Annotated in this window: 14 protein-coding genes and 2 pseudogenes; 6 read left to right on the plus strand and 10 right to left on the minus strand. The window is 34.2% G+C overall.

The genetic code is table 11. The annotated features are described in order from the left end of the window. The 4 genes and pseudogenes from ACTG3Y_RS11255 to ACTG3Y_RS11270 all read right to left on the minus strand — a co-directional run. A pseudogene (locus tag ACTG3Y_RS11255) lies at window positions 1-1,659 on the minus strand (hypothetical protein); the annotation flags it as partial. A gap of 147 nt (window positions 1,660-1,806) precedes the next feature. After that, on the minus strand, window positions 1,807-2,697 hold the full coding sequence (locus ACTG3Y_RS11260; protein WP_439153022.1) for a dienelactone hydrolase family protein: 891 nt from the start codon (window positions 2,695-2,697) through the stop codon (window positions 1,807-1,809). Between the two features lie 36 nt (window positions 2,698-2,733). Next, window positions 2,734-3,324, minus strand: a complete 591-nt coding sequence (locus ACTG3Y_RS11265) for an FMN-binding negative transcriptional regulator (protein WP_439153023.1) — start codon at window positions 3,322-3,324, stop codon at window positions 2,734-2,736. After that, entirely contained in the window at window positions 3,324-3,677 is a 354-nt protein-coding gene (locus ACTG3Y_RS11270) for a DUF1569 domain-containing protein (protein WP_439153024.1), read from the minus strand. The genes ACTG3Y_RS11265 and ACTG3Y_RS11270 overlap by 1 nt, the downstream gene beginning before the upstream one ends. A 140-nt stretch (window positions 3,678-3,817) precedes the next feature. Here ACTG3Y_RS11270 and radC point away from each other — a divergent pair, with 140 nt between their 5' ends. The 5 genes from radC to ACTG3Y_RS11295 are packed head-to-tail and all read left to right on the plus strand — an operon-like array spanning window position 3,818 to window position 8,099. Continuing rightward, the gene (radC, locus tag ACTG3Y_RS11275) at window positions 3,818-4,516 is read left to right on the plus strand and encodes a RadC family protein (protein WP_439153025.1); all 699 of its coding nucleotides are present in this window, start codon (window positions 3,818-3,820) and stop codon (window positions 4,514-4,516) included. After that, window positions 4,516-5,811 carry a polysaccharide deacetylase family protein gene (locus ACTG3Y_RS11280; RefSeq protein WP_439153026.1) on the plus strand — a complete coding sequence of 432 codons (1,296 nt, stop codon included), beginning with the start codon at window positions 4,516-4,518 and terminating at the stop codon, window positions 5,809-5,811. The genes radC and ACTG3Y_RS11280 overlap by 1 nt, the downstream gene beginning before the upstream one ends. Further along, a complete protein-coding gene (locus ACTG3Y_RS11285; RefSeq protein WP_439153027.1) occupies window positions 5,808-6,491 on the plus strand; it encodes a YjjG family noncanonical pyrimidine nucleotidase in 684 nt (227 codons plus the stop codon). Before ACTG3Y_RS11280 ends, ACTG3Y_RS11285 begins: the two co-directional genes overlap by 4 nt. A 10-nt stretch (window positions 6,492-6,501) precedes the next feature. Continuing rightward, window positions 6,502-7,290: a hypothetical protein gene (locus ACTG3Y_RS11290; RefSeq protein ID WP_439153028.1), complete on the plus strand. Its 789-nt coding sequence runs from the start codon at window positions 6,502-6,504 to the stop codon at window positions 7,288-7,290. Between the two features lie 35 nt (window positions 7,291-7,325). Continuing rightward, a complete protein-coding gene (locus ACTG3Y_RS11295) occupies window positions 7,326-8,099 on the plus strand; it encodes a hypothetical protein (protein WP_439153029.1) in 774 nt (257 codons plus the stop codon). On the opposite strand, the gene ACTG3Y_RS11300 is transcribed toward ACTG3Y_RS11295, so the two are convergent. The 5 genes and pseudogenes from ACTG3Y_RS11300 to ACTG3Y_RS11320 all read right to left on the minus strand — a co-directional run bounded on the left by ACTG3Y_RS11300 (window position 8,096) and on the right by ACTG3Y_RS11320 (window position 13,018). Further along, entirely contained in the window at window positions 8,096-9,373 is a 1,278-nt protein-coding gene (locus tag ACTG3Y_RS11300; RefSeq protein ID WP_439153030.1) for a replication-associated recombination protein A, read from the minus strand. The genes ACTG3Y_RS11295 and ACTG3Y_RS11300 overlap by 4 nt on opposite strands. A 131-nt stretch (window positions 9,374-9,504) precedes the next feature. Continuing rightward, complete coding sequence (locus tag ACTG3Y_RS11305; protein WP_439153031.1) at window positions 9,505-10,368, minus strand: hypothetical protein; 864 nt, start codon at window positions 10,366-10,368, stop codon at window positions 9,505-9,507. Window positions 10,369-10,380: 12 nt separating this feature from the next. Next, a complete protein-coding gene (locus tag ACTG3Y_RS11310) occupies window positions 10,381-11,199 on the minus strand; it encodes a hypothetical protein (RefSeq protein ID WP_439153032.1) in 819 nt (272 codons plus the stop codon). A gap of 13 nt (window positions 11,200-11,212) precedes the next feature. Next, window positions 11,213-12,730 (minus strand): annotated as a pseudogene (locus tag ACTG3Y_RS11315) (SusD/RagB family nutrient-binding outer membrane lipoprotein). Between the two features lie 6 nt (window positions 12,731-12,736). Next, entirely contained in the window at window positions 12,737-13,018 is a 282-nt protein-coding gene (locus tag ACTG3Y_RS11320) for a hypothetical protein (RefSeq protein ID WP_439153033.1), read from the minus strand. 295 nt (window positions 13,019-13,313) lie between these two features. Between ACTG3Y_RS11320 and ACTG3Y_RS11325 the strand changes: the two genes are divergently transcribed. After that, window positions 13,314-14,063: a rhomboid family intramembrane serine protease gene (locus ACTG3Y_RS11325; RefSeq protein WP_439153034.1), complete on the plus strand. Its 750-nt coding sequence runs from the start codon at window positions 13,314-13,316 to the stop codon at window positions 14,061-14,063. Window positions 14,064-14,118: 55 nt separating this feature from the next. On the opposite strand, the gene rlmB is transcribed toward ACTG3Y_RS11325, so the two are convergent. Continuing rightward, window positions 14,119-14,740, minus strand: a 622-nt coding sequence (rlmB, locus tag ACTG3Y_RS11330) for a 23S rRNA (guanosine(2251)-2'-O)-methyltransferase RlmB (protein ID WP_439153035.1), incomplete at its 5' end; no start/stop codon positions are given.

The raw sequence follows: 14,740 nt of genomic DNA on the forward strand, positions 1-14,740 counted from the left end.
TATCTTTTTGCTGTTTGGTTGAAGAAAAAGAATTTGGTTGCCAAGGATATCAAAAAGGGTAATGCTTTTTAAGTTTTTGTTTTTAGAACTTACAGTGACGATATCTTTGGATGGGTTAGGATAAATGAACACATTGTCCATGTTTAATGTTTCTTCATTCCCATCACTTAAATTTGCGACTATTTCGATATCATCAAACAAAAACGTGGCATTAGCCGATGCATCATTTGGTCCGTTATAGCCAAGCATAAGTGTTAGTACATCGTAAATAGGACTGTCTGCGTTTGAAAAGTCCCATGTATAGGTTGCCCACTCTCCTGACACTGTGGTTAAGGCGTCTTCTTCCTTACCAAAGGCATTTGGTACGATATTTTCTAACTTAAATTTCAAAATGGTGCCTACTGGTGCATCCGTATATACTTTCATAGAAATCGTTCCAAAAGTAGACATATCTGTGAGAGGGGCAGTTAATGTCAACTTACTTCGCATAAATCCTGCACCACCACTTCTTAGAAATTGTCCAACTGTTTCACTTGGATTGTTTGCATCTATCTGTGGATTTGAGATGACAGTTGTTACGGCACCAAAGAAATTGGTAAAGTCAGACGTAACAACATTGGTTTCAAAATCAATTGGTAAAGTGGTAGGCACTGGGTCTGGAATTGCTGGCCCAATTTCTTGCTGTATATCATCAAAAAGAAATATTGAAGTTGCTGTCCCATCTCCTACATTTCCGAAATCGAAAATAAATTGAATTCTATCGTAATCACTGGCTTGACCATGAAAATTCCAGGTGGCCGTCTCCCATGTACCAGATGTCGTCGTTAAATAATCTAAGTTTGTTCTTCCAGCTGTGTTTTCTAATTCTAATTTAATTCGTGTACCTATGGGCGCTGTTGTATAGACTTTCATAGATATTTGCCATTCGGTTGACAAATCAATTGGATTATCGAGAAAGATTTTACTTCCAGCCCAAAATTCACCACCATCTCTAATAATTTGAGCAACTGTACTACTTGGGTTTTCGCTATCGACTTGAGGATTTGGAATAACACTAGCTGTAGCTCCATTATAATTTAAGAAGTCAGTATCAACAATATCTGTTTCAAAATCTACAGGAAGCGATGTTGGTACAGGTGCGGTTGGTCCTAAGACTTGTTCAATATCGTCAAAATAAAATGTTGAGTTTGTCGTACCGTCGCCTAAATTTCCAAAATCAAACATAAAAACAATCTGATTAAGATTGTTTGGTGTGCCTACAAAAATCCATTCTAAAGTTTCCCAAGCACCTGAAACCGTTGTGAAAGCGTCAACTTCAACTGATGGTGCCGATCCCTCTAACTTAAACTTAACCGTTGTGCCGATTGGAGCCGTGGTATATACCTTCATTGATATTTTTGTTAATACAGAAAAGTCAAGATTGTCAGTTAATATAATCTTACTACCCGCAAATATGGCACCACCATCTCTCACGATTTGAGCAACAGAATTACTAGTATTAATTCCCGATGGCATAGGGTTAGTCGTTACTGTGGCAATTCCTCCGTCAAAATCAACAAAATCTGTTGTTGTAATGTCGTTTTCAAAATCAATGGGTAAGCTTTGAGAGAAAACGTTGATTGTCATTAAAATAAAAAGTAATGTATAAAAATTCTTCATGTAAATATTCTGTATTTTTTAGGCGACTAAGATAGTTTTAGAAATGAGATAAACTGTTAAAAGAACCAATACATGAGCACTACAGAAATGAAAAATTCTCTTGTTTAAATGTATTGTTAAAATAGGTCTCTTTCTTAAAATCGATATTTAAGCTTTTAAATGAGTGATAAAAAACGCAATTGTACGTTCCCAAGATAGTTGCGCAGCCTCTTTATCATATCGAGGAGTAGTGTTGTTATGAAATCCATGATTGACTTCTGGGTAAATATATGCCGTGTACTCAATGTTATTTGCTTTTAGTACTTTCTCAAAGTCAGGCCAGCCTGCATTGACTCTAGTATCCAATTCACCATATTGGAGTAGAAGCGGAGCTTTTATTTTTGCGGTATCTTCGTCAGATGGTTGTCGTCCATAATAGGGTACCGCAGCTCCTAAATCTGGAAGGCGTACTGCCATCATATTAGAGATCCATCCACCAAAACAAAACCCAACGACTCCGACATTACCATCGCAATTTTTGTGATTTTTCAAATACCTATACGCTGCAATAAAATCTTCGAGCATTTCATTTCTATCACGTTGCTTTTGTAATGCTCTACCCTGATCATCGTTACCTGGATAACCACCAAGTGGAGTAAGCGCATCTGGTGCTAAAGAAATAAAGTTTTCTTTTGCTGTACGTCTGCCAACATCTTCAATATATGGATTTAAACCTCTGTTTTCATGAACGACAATTACACCTGGTAACTTAGTTTTGTTAGCCTTAGGTTGCGATAGTAATCCTTTAATTGTACCACCACCTTTTGGAGATGCATAGGTTATATAACTAGAATCTAAAGTTGGATCATCTGGTTTTACTAACAGGGTGTCTAAATAATTAGGTGACATAATACTTAAAAGTGATGACACTGTTAAGCCACCAACGGCATATAAACCTAGTTTTTCAATAAACTGTTTTCTGTTAAGTTTATTATGCGCATAGTCATCGTATAAATCGAATACGTCTTGATTGATATCTTCTTTTTTAATGTCTTTCATAACCCTAATTTTTTTGTTCTTCTAAGTTACTGTTTTTTAAAACACTTTATCTAAAAATAGTTTTATACTTTCTTGGTTCGCTCTCTCCAATTCTTCATGAGCAGCTTTTGTATCACTTGGCTTTTTGTCTTGTGAGAGTTTAAACTTACCCTCCCAATTTGTTATAGTGATCTCAAACATCTCTATATAGTTAAGGTTGGCATCTAAACGTGGATTGTCTGGTTCTAAAACATACTTATGGTTTGGAGCCTCTAAAAATTCCGTCATAGTTATTAAGGACTGTTTTAATGCCGCTTTATTATCTATCCCTTTTACGTTGCCTTTGAGGTGAACTTTAATATAATTCCACGTTGGTAATTGTTTGGTAGAATAGATGCTAGGCGAGATATAACATTCTGGTCCAGTAAATATGATAGTGACGTCTTTATTATTTTTTAGAAGTTTGGCTTGTGGATTATAAATATCTATATGCCCAATTAGCTTCTCGTTTTTATAAATGAGAGGTAAATGCGTTATTAAAGGTTGATTGTCTTTTACTGAAATTATTGTAGCTAACGGGTAGGTTTTAATAACATCAATCATATGATTAATGTCGTTGTCTTGATGATGTTTGGGAGGGTATTTCATTACACTCCAAATTGTCTTAAGTGATGATCTAAATGCTTGTACTGCATTTTTCCCCATTGTTCTGCTGTAAAATAACCAAATGCTGGATGAGGCTTCCACTCGGTCTTAACTTTTTGCGCATAAGTTTCGTCGATAAGAGCTTCAAGCTTCTCTTTATCGTTATTAAAATCTTTATCAGACCTAGTCTTTAAAAACTTTGCAGTCGGTAGTCCTTTCTTCCAGGGTTTATCATTGTATAACGACTTCTTAAAAAATAATTTGGCAATCCAACTAGGTTTCATACCATAATCGTCTTTTTCTAAAATAATATTTAATGGACCTTGGCAATGCCAAATGATTTGTCCTACCTTCATTTTCCCCAATTAGCTGCTGAGGTTTCATTTAGTTTAGCAATACGGCTCTTAATTTCATGATAAGCATTTTCTTCAAAAATAGATTGCATAATAATTCATTTCTTTTGTTGCTTAAAATTACAATTTTTTATCTTTAGACCATGTCAGAAAAACAGACGTCATTTTCAATTAAAAACTGGTCACAAGATGACCAACCCAGAGAGAAACTAAGAGATAAAGGTAAAGCTGTTTTGAGTGATGCAGAATTGGTTGCTATATTGATTGGTTCTGGCAGTAGGGAAGAAAGTGCCGTAGATTTATGTAAACGTATTTTAGCTAGTGTAGATCATAATCTCAATGCTTTAGGGAAGTTGTCTATTAAACAATTAATGGAGTTTAAAGGCATTGGTGAAGCTAAGGCTATTACGATATCAGCAGCTTTAGAATTAGGAAGACGTCGAAGATATGAAGATGGATTACAGCTAGATAAAATTTCATCGAGTCGTTCTGTGTTTGATGTTATGCAACCTATTTTAGGTGACTTACCTCACGAAGAATTTTGGATATTATATCTTAATAATTCTAATAAAATCATTCAAAAGAATCAATTAAGCAAAGGCGGCATTACAGGAACATTAGTAGATGTTCGATTAGTACTAAAAAACGCATTGGAGGTTGGTGCTACGGCATTGATCCTTTGTCATAATCACCCATCTGGTACGTTAAAACCCAGTAATGCAGATAAAGGTATTACCCAAAAATTAAAAATTGCCGCTCAAAGTTTAGACATAAAAGTTCTGGACCACCTTATTATAACAGAGAAAGCGTATTTTAGTTTTGCAGATGAAGAGTTACTATAATGCTATTAGTCTATACCCATAAAATAACACCACGATTAACTTATACGTTTAAGCACATTTGTAAACGTATATTAGGATTGGACGTAAAGTTTACATCAAAAGTAGAGGATTTTATTGCTCATGATAGTCTTAAAATGTCTTACACAAAACAACCCTTAAGTAATGAGGTTTTTGTTAGAAGTAATGAATTACTTTTTGAGCAAGGATTGTCAGATTTGGATATTAATGTTCAAGACTGGGACAACACAAAAGGATTCTTTGCTGCAGGGGAACGAAGTCATTTGCCCTTCGATATTTTTGCTGCCTCGTTTTATTTATTGAGTAGGTACGAAGAGTACATGCCACACGTTAAAGATGAGTATGGCAGATTTATAGCTAAAGAAAGTTTGGCATATAAGAATCGTTTTTTAAATCAACCTGTTGTAGATATTTGGGCCTACAAATTAAGAGAAGCATTACAAAAGAAATTTCCTAATTTTGTTTTTAATAGCAGATCTTACACCATAAAGCCAGTGATAGATGTACCCATGGCATATTATTTTAGGAAAAAAGGCTTATTGCGAACCATTGGCGGTACTTTAAATGATATTGGTCGCTTTAAATTAAGACAGTTGTACCAGCGCTATTTAGTTTTAATGGGTTTTAAGCGCGACCCATATGATACATTTAAATGGATTATCACTAAGCAAAAACAATGCCAAGACAAGTTTATGGTATTGTTTTTAATAGGAGATTACTCTACCTATGATAAAAATATCAATACTAATAAGAAAGAATTTGTGTCGCTAATTAAGTCTGTTGCAGATTATTGCGATGTTGGCATAAAAGCGTCTTATTTTTCATTAGATGATATTAAGATTCTAAAAAAGGAAAAGCAAAAGATGGAATCTATTATCAATACAGATTTAAAAGCGGTTCGTCATTCCTTTTCAAAATTAAACTTGCCTTTGTCTTATCGTAATTTGATAGAATTAGAGATTCATCAGGATTTCACTATGGGTTATATTGATAAACTAGGATTTAGAGCTGGTACATGCACACCTTTTCAATTTTATGACTTGGATTATGAGGTGCAAACACCACTAAAAATTAATCCGTATCACTGTCTGGATTTTGCACTTTTAAAGTATCAGTCAGAATTAGATAAGACAGAACATTTGCAAAAATTAATTGATGAAGTTAAAGCAGTTAATGGTACTTTTATTCCTGTTTTTCATAATTATACTTTTAGTGATTCAAGTCGTTGGGTGGGTTACAGATCATTATTTAATACAATATTAGATTCGGCAGAATGAGAGAAGATATAAAGCACGTTTTTTTTGATTTAGATCATACACTTTGGGATTTTGACAAAAACTCAGGTTTGACGTTTGAGCGAATTTTTAAGCTCAATAATATCGAAATTCAATTAGACACATTTTTAGAAGTTTATGAACCAATAAATTTAAAGTATTGGAAACTATACAGAGAAGAAAGAGTTACAAAACCGGCACTGCGTTATGGACGATTGAGAGAGGCTTTTGATGCGGTTAAGATTAGGGTACAAGATGATATGATCAATCATTTAGCGATTGCTTATATCGATCATTTAACCACATTTAATCACTTGTTTGATGGCACAGAGCAAATTTTGAGTTATTTAAGAGAAAAGTACGAGCTTCATATTATTACCAACGGATTTGAAGAGGCACAAGAACGAAAAATGATAAATGCAAACATTAAACACTATTTTAAAAGTGTCACTAATTCTGAAATGGTAGGTGTTAAAAAACCAAACCCTAAAATTTTCAATTTTGCTTTGGAAAGTGCTAAAGCACGTCCCGAAGAGAGTATTATGATTGGAGATAGTTTAGAAGCAGATATTGAAGGTGCGGCTCAAATTGGAATGGACACTATCCATTTTGATTATAAGGATTCTCATAAGCATAACTTTAAACGAGTGACACATTTAAAAGCGCTAGAGAATCATCTTTAAATTTAAAATTATGATTAAAAAAATAATTGTTCTACTAGTCTTAATCAACAGTGTTCTGTTTGCAAATGGTCAAAACGATTTAAATGACTACAAATATATTTTAGTGCCAAATGAATTTGAGTTTTCAAAAATCAAAGATCAGTATAATCTAAATTCTTTAGCTAAATTTTTATTTAATAAGCAAGGATTTAGTGCTTATTTGGAAGATGAGAAACTACCAAATGATTTAAAAAATGCGAGATGTTTAGCCTTAACTGTAGAGGTAATTAATGCTAAAAGCGGGTTATTTAAAACCAAATTAGAGATTATTCTTAGAGACTGCGACGGAAATGAGATCATGAGATCTCAAGTCGGTGAGTCGCGTTTAAAAAAATACGATAGAGCTTATAACGAAGCTTTTAGAATTGCCTTTAAATCTATTGAAAATTTAGATTATAGTTATAATGGAAATGTCAATAAGGTTGAAGAAGTTTCTGAGGCCCAAGTCGATTCTAAAGAAGATGAGAAAACTTCTACAGAAGGTATTGGACAAGAAGTAGAGAAGGATAACATAGAAACTAAGACCACATCCAAAGAAGTTGAAAATACAGATGTTTTATATGCACAAGCTATAGAAGAAGGTTATCAACTTGTAAATAAAGAGCCAAAAGTGGTCATGATTTTATTCAACACAAGTACAGACCAAATTTATATAGTAAAAGGTAAGGATGCAATTGTTTATAAAGAAAAGGGCTCATGGATTTATTATGAACCTAGTAGCAAAACAAAAATTAAAAAAGAACTCATCATTAAGTTTTAAATAATTATAGATTAGACATTTAGAAGAAAATGCAAATGAAAAAACTACTATTACTAAGCATCATATTTTGTTTTTCGATTAAGATTAATTCTCAAGCAGATTTGAATCAGTATAAATATGCTGTAATTCCTCTGCAATATGAATTTCTTAAGGGTAAGGATAAATATAGACTGAACACACTTGCCAGAGTATTATTTAAAGGAGAAGGATTTGGTACTTTTTTTACTGAAGAGCAATTACCAGATGATTTGTTTAAGGATAGATGTCTTGCCATTTACCCAGATGTAAAGAAAGTCAAAGGTGGTTTTTTTAAAACCAAACTTCAAATTATTATTAAAGATTGTAATGGACGTGTTCTATTAGAATCAATGGTTGGTGAATCTAAGGAAAACAACCATCAATTAGCGCACAATATGGCACTAAGAGAAGCCTTTCAATCTATTGAGAGATTAAACTACGAGTATAAACCGCTTCCCAAAATGGAGGAGGTAAAAGAGAATAAAGATGCTTCTGAAGTTGAAAAAATCAGTCAAAAGAGATCTGAAGACTTAGATGTTGAGGTTTCCAAAGAAATCGTTAAAACCAATGAAGCTTCTATTCAAAACTTTACCGCTAAAGTAACTGAAAATGGCTATCAATTATTAGATAAGGATAGTAATGTAGTAATGAGTTTATATCAAAGTGCTGCTAAAAACGTCTTTATCGTAAAGGATAAAAATGCTATTGTTTTTAAGTTAAATGATAAATGGCTCTATTCTGAAAATACTGGAGATAATCAAACAGAAAAGATTATAGAAATTACGTTTTAATAACCGTACTTCTTTTTCCAAAGTGATCTTAAATAAGCACGTTGAGCCTCTTCTCTAGAGTTTTTTCCTGGATTATAAAGTGTTGTGTTTGCTATTTCCCTTGGTAAAAATTCGTGTTCAGCAAAGTTGTTATCGTAACTATGCGCATATTTATATTGGTCTCCATAGCCTAGCTCCTTCATAAGTTTTGTTGGTGCATTTCTAATGGATAGTGGTACAGACAAATCACCAGTTTCCTTAACCAGTTGCTGTGCTTTGTTTATAGCTTCATAAGCAGCATTACTTTTAGGAGAACTTGCTAAATAGGTTGCACATTGACTTAGAATAATTCGCGATTCCGGATTACCTATTACTGAAACTGCCTGAAATGTATTATTTGCAATCACTAACGCAGTTGGGTTGGCATTACCTATATCTTCACTCGCTAAAATTAAAAGGCGTCTGGCTATAAACTTTACATCTTCACCACCTTCTATCATTCGAGCCAGGTAATAAACAGCTGCGTTTGGGTCACTTCCTCTTATAGATTTAATAAATGCTGAAATAATATCATAGTGTTGCTCACCAATTTTATCGTAACGTGCAGCTTTATTCTGCACTTGCTTCATAACTAAGTCGTTTGTGATAACGATGTTTTTACCATCAAATGAAGTGGCTAGTAGCTCAAAAATATTTAAAAGTTTTCTCGCATCTCCTCCAGATAATCGCAACAAAACTTCAGTTTCCTTTAGCCTTATATCGAGTTTAGAAAGTTGAGGATCTTCCTTCAAAGCACGCTCTAGTAAAGCTTCTAAGTCTGATTTACTGAAAGCATTTAGGGTATAAACCTGGCATCTTGATAGTAATGCAGATATGACTTCAAAACTTGGGTTCTCTGTAGTTGCTCCTATTAATGTTACCCAACCTTTCTCAACTGCTTCTAAAAGTGAGTCTTGTTGTGATTTACTGAATCGATGTATTTCATCAATAAATAGAATTGGATTTTTTGCTGTGAACAAACCACCACTTTTCTTCGCCTTATCAATTACTTCACGTATATCCTTTACACCTGAATTTATGGCGCTTAACTTAAAAAATGGACGTTCAGATTCATTTGCTATAATATTTGCTAAAGTCGTTTTACCTATGCCTGGCGGTCCCCAAAGTATTAGTGAAGGAACTACACCACTTTTAATTTGATGATAGAGCATACCATCTTTGCCAACTAAATGCTGCTGACTTATATAATCGTCAAGGGTTTTTGGTCTTAAGCGTTCGGCAAGCGGAGTATTCATGTTGTAAAATTAGATAGAATTTTCATCTTAATTTTAATTTAAGAATTCTTTTTATGCAAAAAAACCATCAAAAGTGAACTCTTGATGGTTTAAGTATTTATAATCCTAATCGGATAAATTTAAATTACATATCAATTACAAAGATTTGTACCTGAAGTAATTTCTCCTTCAGCAATTAAAGTACCATCTGTTCCATCGTCTGAAAATACAGTTCCGTCTGGTGCTGTTAAAATATAGGTATTCTCTTCTTCCCAACCTGGTGCCTGGCCAGAACCACCACCAGATGTATATGTGAATGAATATACGTCATTATCTACCATTCCTATTTCAAAAGTAGAACCTTCACCTGATGCTGCATACGTAGCTTCTACACCATTAATTGTTGCTGTAATGAAACCTCCATTCCATCCATCTCCGAAAGCATCAAACGTTTCTAAAGTCCACGCACATGCATTAACGTTGTTAATAGTAATGGAAATTTCCTCGTTTATAGCTGCCGCCATTGTTGATGTAGGTGATAGTCTGAATGTATAAGTTTCTGGTGCTTCATCTACTACAGCATCTAATAATGCGTCTATGCTTAACTGAAAAGATTCCGTATATGCAGGTACTTCTGCAACATAACCAGAGCCACCTAAGTAGCCATAACTAAAGAAACCAGAATCAAACCAACTGTTATAAGGTACATTAATATCATCTAATACAATAGCTGCATACCCATCACCACTGTTAGGATCACCAACAGGTTCAGTCGTTGCAATTGGATTACCATTTTCATCTAATACATCTATTCTAATGAAAATAGGCTCGTTCACTACGTATTCTATTGTAAAATCAAAAACTGCAGTTTCACCTTCGTTTAGAGTCTTAGAAGATTCAGTAATTGAAATTGTTGGTTTACCTCTTTTAGGTATTGAATCGTCTTCCTGGCACGCAAATAACATCATAAGTGCAATTGCAAAACCTATATTGAATTTTTTAAATATATATTTCATTGTTATTTGTTTTTAGTTTGGTGTATATGTGCAACCACCTAAATCGAACCAAATATCGGTAGGATCAGCTACATTATTATTGTAAATCGTTAAACTGGTAAAGGTAATCTCTCCATTACCATTTACAGTTCCACTTCCTTCTGCTAATGTACCACCTTGCCAAGCTCCCCATTCAACGTTACCGCAAATTTCTGAGAACTCGATCCAAGCTGGTGGTCCAGCACCACCACCAAATGCGATGTAAGGCATTGAACTAATTCTGTATACTCCTGGCTCAACTTCGGTAATAGTTGCATTAGGTGCACCAGCAGAAATAATTTCATTGCTTGTATAGGCTCCTGATAAATCAGATTCACAGAAACCAACAATTTCTATCGTGATTTCTTCAAACTGATCAGCGACAAGTCCTATACTTGGTGTTGCTAATCTTAGGATTAAAGTTTTTGATTGATCGATGTCAATATTGTTAGTATTAACGTTCAGTTCAATCATTCTGAAATCTCTGTCTGCATCTATGGTCACTGTTTGGTTAGGATCAACCACAGTATAATCTGTTCCCTGTATCGCTGTACTGTTAGGATCTATTATATAAGACACTTGTATCTCAGGTGTATTAGTATAGGTATTTCCACCAATAAGATCTAGAGGCACTTCTAAAGTCTGTGTAGTTCCATCAATTAAAAATCTAGCTTGGGTTGTGGCATCAGAGAAACCAACAACATAAGGTGTTGATGCTAAATCTCCTCCTAGGGATTGTACATCGTCATCAACACATGATAGTACCATTAACATGCTTAATAGCAGGAATGGTAATAGTTTTATATTTTTCATAATCATATTTTTTTTAGTTAACATCCCAGAATATATTAGTTTCAAATGCTGTATCTACAGTCTGGTTATATGGTGTAACATTAGCAGTATTACCAGAGTATTCAGATGTTGGATATAGTAAACGAATTGGTCTACTTGGTCTATTTGTAATATCAGGTAATGGCATATTGTCAGGATACCCAGTTCTAGTATACTCTATCCAGGTTTCAATACCGTTGGTACCACCTAAATCTATCCATTTCTGAGTTATAATAGCTTCTAATTTATCTGCTGATCCATCCCATCCAATTCCGGAAACTGCATCACAGTCATTAAGATAATTTCAAATATCTGCTCCTAATCTACTGAATGAAGCACTTATGGCTTGTTGGAATAATCCTTTAGCATCACCACTTTTTAAAATTCCTTTGAATACCGCTTCAGATTGTAAAAATAAAGCCTCAGACGCTGTCATTATATAGCCATCTTGCAACGGCGAAATCAATAAACCAGGTCCAAGTCTTGAAGGTTGTCCTTCTCCTCCTTGTGTATTACCTTGAATATTTGTTTGCCCTCCTCGTAATGCATATAGTCTATTTAATCTTCCGTCTGGTATTGTTGTAGATGTGCCATTTAATATATCGACTAAGAATGTTGTCGGTCCTGTAGCCAGATTTCCAAATGTTACATTTCCTGCATTGCCAAACTCACTAGGATTATAACCATATGTACTTGGGAATGGACTCATTTGATTATTAGTATCTGCATAGCCGGGATTAATAGTTACATCATCACCGAATCCGATGAAGGTTGTTTCAGCCGAATTTAATGTTGCTATTTCTGCGTTAACAAAAGATTGAGCACCTGGATTAGATTGTGCATAATCATACATACGAACAATCATCCTTAATTTTATGGTGTTGGCAAATTTTATCCATTTGTCCAAATTACCATTCAGCATAACATCGTTTGTGCCCATAGAAATTACAGAATTAGTATCTGTATTATTTATAAGGTCTATTGCTTCATTAATTTGAGTGATTAGATCCATGTACACCATTTCTTGCTCATCGTAGCTAGGAAATAATAAATCAGCACGTTGATGAATATCAGTAAATGGAATATCACCATATAAATCTACTAAATATTGAAAATAAAAGGCTCTCAAAATTAAAGAAGCACCTTTATAATAGTCATAATTGCCAGCGTTCTGGTTATTAATAATAGTCGTTAAGTTACCAGTTCGTGCCATTAAGCTGTCCCATATACCATCATAGAAATCTGTTGAAAATTGATATTGGAATTCTGTAAAATATGGTGCTTGTACTTGCTGTGCATTACCAGACCATGTAGCAACCATTAAGTTACCAAGGCCATTCATTGTTGAAATAAAAGTGGCTGCTGGTACCGTTTGTGCACCTGGCATTATTATCTCTGGTGGTAATTCATCAATTTCAACACCGTTTGGGTCTTCATTTACTAGTACATCTTCACAAGAGACTGCGATGAGTGCTAGTATAAATAAGATCGATTTGAATTTTATACTTTTCATAGTTTTTTAGAAATTAAGTTTTACATTAAAGTTGTAGAATTTGGTAGGCGGTGTTTGACCGTATCCACCAATACCAGAACCTATTTCAGGATCGTTGTATCTCCTATTCTCTTTAGGCAATACTATTAATAAGTTTCTTGCACTAATACCTATAGATGCTCCATTAATAAAGAGATTTTCCAACCATTCACTTGGAAGCGTATAGCTTAGTGCTACCTCTCTTAATTTAAATGCTGTTGCATCTATTACAAAGTTCTCATCTACACCGGAAAAATCACCACTCTGCACAAAGGATTGATACTGAGCATAAGGTGTTGGTCCACCATAAGAAGGACCTGTTAATACACTAGTGTTGGGAACACCAGATCCTTCTACTGTTGAATTAGGAATATAAAATATCCTCTACCATTTTCTGCTGTAATATAGCTACGTCCTTGACCTGTAAGGTTATTATAAATACCTTAGTAGAACACATGACCTGTTCTAAAATCTGCTGTGGCTCTCAATCTAATTTAGCATGACAATTATTCATATTGTAAAAATTTGGTTAGAAAATTGAGTAATTAGCAATTTAAAGAGTCGCATGTCTGCACAACAACAATTCAAATATTCTAATAGTGTAATTCTATATCCTTTAATCATTCTGTTTTCAGTTTGGTTGGTCTTTTGGTATCAGGTTCGTGTAGATTATGGTATTAAGTCATTTGGAATAAGACCTCAAAAGCTTGACGGTTTGCTAGGGATATTTTCAAGCCCATTTTTACATGCAGACATAGACCATATATATAATAACTCTATTCCACTCTTTGTATTAACACTTGCCTTATTCTATTTCTATAAAAAAATTGCCTGGAAGGTTATACTTTATGGTATAATAATATCTGGATTATTGACATGGTTAATTAGTAGCAGAGGCAATCATATCGGGGCTAGTGGTTTAATATACGTTTTGGTAAGTTTTATTTTTTTTAAAGGCATTTTCGCTAAACACTATAGATTAATTGCTTTGTCGTTAATGGTGATATTTTTGTATGGAAGTATGATTTGGTATGTCTTTCCGATAAAAGATGGTATGTCCTGGGAAGGACATCTAGGTGGATTACTAACAGGACTCGTTTTTGCTTTAGTATTTAGAAAACAAGTTGCTAAACCAGAGCGCTATAAATGGGAAGAACCAGATTACAATGAAGAGGACGATCCTTTTATGCGCCATTTTGATGAAGATGGAAATTTTATTGAAAAATTACCAGAGGATGAGGAGGAATTTGAACCTGAAACTGAAATTAGTCAAGCACCAACAATTAGATATGTCTTTAAGAAACGAGAAGACTAAAAAAAATCTAAAGATTGTTGCAAATGAAAACTGGGACTGAGACTGAGAATACAAACTAGGACCGTTGTCTTACAGCTTCGTATAAAAAGGCTCCACAAGCTACAGAAACATTTAAGGATTCTATCTCACCTAAAATTGGAAGTTTAGCATGTTCGTCTACCACTTTTAAAACTGATGGGTTTATACCTTTTCCCTCAGATCCCATTATAATAGCACAAGGCTCTTTAAACGATACATCAAATAAAAAGTCATTTGCTTTTTCAGTTGCTGCTATTACTTTTATACCAGAAGATTGCATATGAAAAACGGCATCTTTTATGTGGTCTACTTTGCAAATTGGCATTTTAAAAATGGCTCCTGCACTTGTTTTAATGGTGTCTCCATTAATAGGTGCACCACCTTTCTTTTGAATAATAATACCAGAAACACCAGTGCATTCAGCCGTTCTAACAATAGCTCCAAAATTTCTAACATCACTTAATTGATCGAGTAGAAGGAAAAGTGGCGCTTTGCCAGATTCTATTGTGCTCATTACTAAATCATCTATATTTTGAAACTCAATAGGTGAGATTTGTGCTACTGCGCCTTGGTGATTTCCTCTTGTAAGTCTATTTAGTTTTTCGATAGGAACGTAAGACGAATTAATGCCTTCATTACGCAGTAAAAATTCTAATTCC

This window comes from Winogradskyella sp., from assembly GCF_965656915.1.
Taxonomy (GTDB): Bacteria; Bacteroidota; Bacteroidia; order Flavobacteriales; family Flavobacteriaceae; genus Winogradskyella.

What these genes read in the sequence shown, in the direction of transcription:
- ACTG3Y_RS11300 (WP_439153030.1), bottom strand. Translation starts at nt 9,373, where the DNA reads ATGAATACTCCGCTTGCCGAACGCTTAAGACCAAAAACCCTTGACGAT.
- ACTG3Y_RS11260 (WP_439153022.1), bottom strand. Translation starts at nt 2,697, where the DNA reads ATGAAAGACATTAAAAAAGAAGATATCAATCAAGACGTATTCGATTTA.
- ACTG3Y_RS11290 (WP_439153028.1), top strand. Translation starts at nt 6,502, where the DNA reads ATGATTAAAAAAATAATTGTTCTACTAGTCTTAATCAACAGTGTTCTG.
- ACTG3Y_RS11295 (WP_439153029.1), top strand. Translation starts at nt 7,326, where the DNA reads ATGAAAAAACTACTATTACTAAGCATCATATTTTGTTTTTCGATTAAG.
- ACTG3Y_RS11265 (WP_439153023.1), bottom strand. Translation starts at nt 3,324, where the DNA reads ATGAAATACCCTCCCAAACATCATCAAGACAACGACATTAATCATATG.
- ACTG3Y_RS11285 (WP_439153027.1), top strand. Translation starts at nt 5,808, where the DNA reads ATGAGAGAAGATATAAAGCACGTTTTTTTTGATTTAGATCATACACTT.
- radC (WP_439153025.1), top strand. Translation starts at nt 3,818, where the DNA reads ATGTCAGAAAAACAGACGTCATTTTCAATTAAAAACTGGTCACAAGAT.
- ACTG3Y_RS11305 (WP_439153031.1), bottom strand. Translation starts at nt 10,368, where the DNA reads ATGAAATATATATTTAAAAAATTCAATATAGGTTTTGCAATTGCACTT.
- ACTG3Y_RS11325 (WP_439153034.1), top strand. Translation starts at nt 13,314, where the DNA reads ATGTCTGCACAACAACAATTCAAATATTCTAATAGTGTAATTCTATAT.
- ACTG3Y_RS11280 (WP_439153026.1), top strand. Translation starts at nt 4,516, where the DNA reads ATGCTATTAGTCTATACCCATAAAATAACACCACGATTAACTTATACG.
- ACTG3Y_RS11310 (WP_439153032.1), bottom strand. Translation starts at nt 11,199, where the DNA reads ATGAAAAATATAAAACTATTACCATTCCTGCTATTAAGCATGTTAATG.
- ACTG3Y_RS11270 (WP_439153024.1), bottom strand. Translation starts at nt 3,677, where the DNA reads ATGAAGGTAGGACAAATCATTTGGCATTGCCAAGGTCCATTAAATATT.